The organism is Rhodococcus sp. P14 (genome assembly GCF_000256505.1).
Classification (GTDB): Bacteria; Actinomycetota; Actinomycetes; order Mycobacteriales; family Mycobacteriaceae; genus Rhodococcus; species Rhodococcus ruber.
Genome location: NZ_AJFC01000115.1, coordinates 1 through 5542, shown reverse-complemented (window position 1 = coordinate 5542; position 5542 = coordinate 1). Strand labels below are relative to the sequence as shown.

The window sequence follows — 5542 nt, the reverse complement described above, 5'->3', positions numbered from 1 at the left end:
GTCCGGTGCCGAGAATCCGGAGGCGGGGGAGGAGATCCGCGCCGTGGTGCCCGGCGCGGAGCCGGGCGCCGTACGAACGTAGGCAACACGATGGCCGCCCGTACCGAAGTGGTACGGGCGGCCATCGTTTCTGTCCGGTGAGGGGACGCCCGCGAGCCTGGGCAGGGGCGTCGCTCAGGACTCCTGGTCCAGTGGAATGTCGGTTCGCTCTTCGAACTCCCGGATCGACTCGGCGTACGAGTGGACGTGGCGGCTCATGCGACGGACCGCAGCATCGGGGTCGCGGTCTCGGATCGCTCTGGTGACCGAACGATGCGCCTTCACGGTGATCTCGCGGACCTTCTCGTCGATGAAACCCTCGTTCTCGGTGGCAGCGTAGATGGCACGGGACAGCGAGATCATCAGACCCGACAGCAGTTCGTTGTGGCTCGCGCTGGCCACGGCGATGTGCCAGTCGACGTTGGCCTGGAGGAACGCGTCGAGCTTGTCGCCGGCGGCCGCGATGTCCTCGTTCGCGGCGTCGAGCCGCGCGAGATCCTCGTCGGTCCGATGACGGGCGGCCAGTTGCGCGCAGAACGGTTCGATCGCCTCACGCGTTTCGAGCAGCGCACCCAGGCGGATCTGGCGTCCTCGGATGAGCAGCGCCACGGTGTCGGCCATCGACTGCTCGCCGGGTCGCTGGACGAAGGCACCCCCGGCGCGTCCCGCCTTGATTCGTACCAGGCCCTGTACCTCGAGGATGCGCAGAGCCTCGCGCACCGTGGTCCGGCTCATCTTCGTCTGGACGACGAGTTCGCGTTCCGGGGGAAGCGGGGTCCCTTCGGTGTATTCGCCGCTGAGGATGCGTTCGCGCAGCTCGTTGGCAAGAACATCCGACGCCTTGGGAACCTCCATCGGAGTCAGCTGGATGGAGGAACGTCCGGTCCGGGTCGTACTCGGTGCGGCTGGTGACATGACTCCCCGCCCTCTCTGGTCTAACGGTCAGACCTAATATACCATCGAATCGTCGCTGCATTCATCTTGCAGGGTATTCCCCGACTCATCGAGAGGACCAGTTCCATGCGTTGGGAGCTGTCAGAAGAGCAGGAAATGTTCACCGAAGCCCTCGGCGGCTGGCTCGAGCGATTCGCGGCACCCGCGAACGTGCGGAAGTGGGGCGAAGCGGGTGAACCTGCAGAGTTCGAGCGCAGGTTCGTGGACGAGGGGTGGTTCTCGGCCGGTCTGCCGGAGGACATGGGCGGACAGGGCGGCGGTCTGCTCGAGCTCGCGCTGACCGCCGAGGCGCTGGGCCGGTATGCCGCACCGGCGAGCGCGTGGACCGCCTCGGTGCTCGCGGCCCCTCTGTTGCCGCCTGATGTCGCCGACGCGGCACTCACCGGTGGCGAATTCGCTTCCCTGGCAGTCGATTCCAGTCGCCCCCTCGGGCTCCGCGATGCCGTGCGCGTCGACGAGCGAGGGGTGCTGACCGGTCGCGTGTCCGCCGTGCTCGGCGCCGAACGGGCCGCCCGGCTCGTCGTCCCCGCCGACGACGGCGACGGAACGGCCCTCTACCTCGTCCGGGTCGCAGACCCGGGCGTCACTGTCACGCCGCGGCGCTTCCTCGATCCGTCCCGGGGCGCGGCCGACCTCCGGTTCGAGAACGTCGTCGCGCAGCGCCTCGACGTCGACGCGCCGGCCGCGCTGACCGACGCGGGATTGCGCGCCGCCGTGCTCGTCTCCGCGGACGCGCTCGGCGCGATGGAGCGGATGCTGCACTTGGCAGTGGACTACAGCCGAACACGCCACCAGTTCGGTGTGCCGATCGGTTCCTTCCAGGCGATGAAGCACGCTGCCGCAACGATTCTCGTGTCCGTGGAGGCTGCTCGGTCCATCGCCTACTATGCCGCGGCCTCGGTGGACCTCGGGCTCGGGGAGCGCGCGATGCATGCGGCGATCGCGAAGGCGCAGGTGACCCGGAGCGCGGTCCAGGCCGCCGACAGTGCCCTCGTGATGCACGGCGCGATCGGCTACACGTGGGAGCACGACCTGCAGCTGTTCTACAAGCGCGCCAAGCTCGACGAGAAGCTGTTCGGTAGCCCGGAGGTGTGGAACGAGCGTCTCGCTCGGGATCTGCCTCTTCTGCCGGCGGCCGGCCGAGTCACCGTTGACTAAATGGTCTGTCCTTTAGTAACTTAATGCCAAACGGTAGCGACGACGACGGGACTGTGTTGTGGACTTCGATCTGACCGAGGATCAGGCAACGATCCGAGATGCGGTACGAGAACTCGCCGGCAAGTTCGACGAGCAGTACTGGGTGGAGAAGGATGCCGCCCACGAATTCCCCACGGAGTTCTACGACGCGTTCGCCAAGGGTGGCTGGCTGGGCATCACCACCCCCGAGGAGTACGGCGGACACGGCCTGGGCATCACCGAGGCCTCGATCCTGCTGCAGGAGGTCGCCGCGTCCGGCGCCGGTATGAACGGCGCCAGCTCGATGCACCTGTCGATCTTCGGCATGCACCCGGTGATCGTGCACGGCTCCGAGGAACTCAAGCAGCGCACCCTGCCGCGGATCGTCAACGGAGACCTGCACGTGTGCTTCGGGGTCACCGAGCCCGGCGCGGGCCTGGACACCACCAAGATCACCACCTTCGCGCGGCGCGACGGCGACAAGTACATCGTCAACGGACGCAAGGTGTGGATCTCGAAGGCGATGGAGTCGGAGAAGATTCTCCTGCTCACCCGCACCACCAAGTTCGAGGACGTGACGAAGAAGACCGACGGTCTCACGCTCTTCCTCACCGACCTGGACCGGACGAAGGTCGAGATCCGCCCTATCAAGAAGATGGGCCGCAACGCCGTCACCTCCAACGAGTTGTTCATCGACGGCCTCGAGATCCCCGTCGAGGATCGGGTCGGCGAGGAGGGCAAGGGCTTCAAGTACATCCTCGACGGGCTCAACCCGGAACGGATGCTCGTCGCTTCGGAGGCCCTCGGCATCGGCCGTGCCGCCCTGCACCGCGCCACCCAGTACGCCACCGACCGTGAGGTGTTCGGCCGCCCGATCGGCATGAACCAGGGCATCCAGTTCCCCCTCGCGGATTCCCTCGCCCACCTCGACGCCGCCGAGCTCGTCCTGCGCAAGGCGACCTGGCTCTACGACAACGGCCGCCCCTGTGCACGCGAGGCCAACATGGCCAAGTACCTGTGCGCCGACGCCGGCTTCCAGGCCGCCGACCGTGCCCTGCAGACCCACGGCGGCATGGGCTACTCGGAGGAATACCACGTCGCGCGCTACTTCCGTGAGGCGCGCCTGACCCGCATCGCACCGCTGAGCCAGGAAATGGTTCTCAACTACCTCGGCGAGCACGTGCTCGGCCTTCCCAGGAGCTACTGATGTTCGAACTCACCGGAAGATCCGCCCTCGTGACCGGCGCGGGCAGCGGCATCGGCGCCTCCGTGGCGCACGCCTACGCCGCCGCCGGCGCTGCCGTCCTCGTCACCGATGTCAACGAGGACGCGGCCGCCGCCGTCGCCGCGGAGATCATTGCCGCCGGCGGTACCGCCAAATCCGCCGTGCTCGACGTCCGCAACGCCGCGCAGGCCGCCGCGGCGGCGGAACAGGCCGCCGCACTCGGTGGCGGCGTCGTCCACATCCTGGTCAACAACGCCGGGGCCATCGCACCGGCGATGTTCCCGAATCTCGAGGAAGACGACTTCCGCCGCATCGTCGACATCCACCTCGTCGGCAGCTACGTGTGCAGCAAAGCCGTGCTGCCCTATCTGCCGAAGGACGGCACCGGGCGCATCATCAACGTCACCTCCGCCGCCGGCCTGCAGGGCACCATCGGCCAGGCCAACTACGGGGCGGCCAAGGCGGGCATCATCGGCCTGACCAAGTCGCTGGCCCGCGAGCTCGCCCGCAAACAGGTCACCGTCAATGCCATTGCGCCCCTTGCGGCCACGCCGATGACCGAGAACATCCGCAGCAACGACAAGCTCGCGGCCAAGACCCTCGAGCGTGTCGCGCTGAGGCGCTGGGCCGAGCCGAACGAGATCTCGGCCAGCTTCGTGTTCTTCGCCTCCGACGGCGCCTCGTACATCACGGGCCAGGTGTTGCCCGTCGACGGTGGAACGGTGATCTGATGACCAACGCAACCAACCCGTTCCAGCGCTCCGCGCGCGAGGTGATCATCGCCGAAGCGGCTCGTACCCCGATGGGCCGATCCCACGCCGAACGCGGGTGGTTCCGCGATACGCATCCGAACGAGATGCTCGGCGCGGTCTACACGGATCTGATCCGCCGCAGTGGTCTGGCCCCGGCGGCAGTGGAGGACCTCGTCGTCGGTTGCACCGCGCCCTTCGGTGAGCAGTCCCGCAACATCGGCCGCAACGCATGGCTGCAGGCCGGATACCCGCCCGAGGTGCCGGCCGTCGTCCTCGACCGCCGTTGCGGCTCCGCGCAGACCGCGGTCGAGATGGGTGCCGCCCTCGTCGGGTCCGGCACGCACGACCTCGTCATCGCCGGCGGCGTCGAGCACATGGGCCACGTGCCGATCAACTCCCCGGCCAAGATCTCCGAGCTCTACGGCGATCCGTGGCCGGCCGAGCTGCGGGAGAAGTACGACTTCGTGCACCAGGGCGAGAGCGCCGAGCTCATCGCCGACCGGTGGGGCATCACCCGGCAGGAGATGGACGAATTCGCCGTCCGATCCCATCGTCTGGCGACCGAGGCCATCGAGGCCGGGCGGTTCGACGAAGAGATGATCCCCCTCGAGCTCGACGGCGAGGTCCGCAGGACCGATCAGACCGTCCGGCCCGGCACGAGCCTGGACACCCTGGCCGGTTTGAGGACCGCGTTCCGGGAGAACGGCCGGATCACCGCCGGCAGTTCGTCGCCGATCTCGGACGGCGCGGCCGGTGTCCTGCTCGCGTCCCGGGACGCGGTCGATACCCACGGCCTGCGCGCCCGCGCCCGGATCCTCGACCAGACCACGGTCGGAGTCGACCCGATCATCATGCTCACCGGTCCGATTCCGGCAACGCAGAAGCTGCTCGACCGCAACGGGATGACGATCGACGACATCGACCTCTTCGAGATCAACGAGGCGTTCGGTTCCGTGGTCCTGGCCTGGGAGCGCGAGCTCAAGCCCGACCTGGACCGGGTCAACGTCAACGGCGGCGCGATCGCGCTCGGGCACCCGGTCGGTGCCACCGGCGCCCGTCTCATCGCGACGATCGTCGCCGAACTCGAACGTCGCGACGCCGAAATCGGGCTGGTCACCATGTGCTGCGGTGGCGGACTCGGAACCGCCACCCTGATTCAACGGATCGACTGATGATCGACCTCACGCCCCACGTCCGGGCCGGCGACGGAATCTGGTGGAGCCAGACGAGCGCGGAACCCACCCCGCTCGTCCACGCCCTGCTCGACCAGCTCCCGTCGATCGGCGCGGTCCGGGCGTTCGTGGGACTGACCTGGGACCGCCGACTCACCGAGCAGACCCCGGACGAATTGTCCGTCGTCTCCTACGGTGGGCTGGGTGAACTGCGCCGGCTCAGC

5 protein-coding genes and 1 pseudogene are annotated in these 5542 nt (G+C 68.0%); 5 read left to right on the top strand and 1 reads right to left on the bottom strand.

Annotated elements, in window-relative coordinates; genetic code table 11:
* Positions 1-174: 174 nt before the first annotated feature.
* The gene (locus OEY_RS0108105) at positions 175-894 is read right to left on the bottom strand and encodes a FadR/GntR family transcriptional regulator (RefSeq protein WP_006934213.1); all 720 of its coding nucleotides are present in this window, start codon (positions 892-894) and stop codon (positions 175-177) included.
* Between the two features lie 165 nt (positions 895-1059).
* Between OEY_RS0108105 and OEY_RS0108100 the strand changes: the two genes are divergently transcribed.
* The 5 genes and pseudogenes from OEY_RS0108100 to OEY_RS28185 form a co-directional block, all read left to right on the top strand.
* The gene (locus OEY_RS0108100) at positions 1060-2151 is read left to right on the top strand and encodes an acyl-CoA dehydrogenase family protein (protein ID WP_029539944.1); all 1092 of its coding nucleotides are present in this window, start codon (positions 1060-1062) and stop codon (positions 2149-2151) included.
* A gap of 58 nt (positions 2152-2209) precedes the next feature.
* Complete coding sequence (locus OEY_RS0108095; protein WP_010593382.1) at positions 2210-3376, top strand: acyl-CoA dehydrogenase family protein; 1167 nt, start codon at positions 2210-2212, stop codon at positions 3374-3376.
* Positions 3376-4125 (top strand): SDR family NAD(P)-dependent oxidoreductase, encoded by a 750-nt coding sequence (locus OEY_RS0108090; RefSeq protein ID WP_010593381.1) that lies wholly within the window; start codon positions 3376-3378, stop codon positions 4123-4125. Before OEY_RS0108095 ends, OEY_RS0108090 begins: the two co-directional genes overlap by 1 nt.
* Positions 4125-5318 carry a thiolase family protein gene (locus OEY_RS0108085; protein WP_010593380.1) on the top strand — a complete coding sequence of 398 codons (1194 nt, stop codon included), beginning with the start codon at positions 4125-4127 and terminating at the stop codon, positions 5316-5318. The genes OEY_RS0108090 and OEY_RS0108085 overlap by 1 nt, the downstream gene beginning before the upstream one ends.
* Positions 5318-5542, top strand: a pseudogene (locus OEY_RS28185) (acetyl-CoA hydrolase/transferase family protein); the annotation flags it as partial. The gene OEY_RS0108085 and the pseudogene OEY_RS28185, both read left to right, overlap by 1 nt.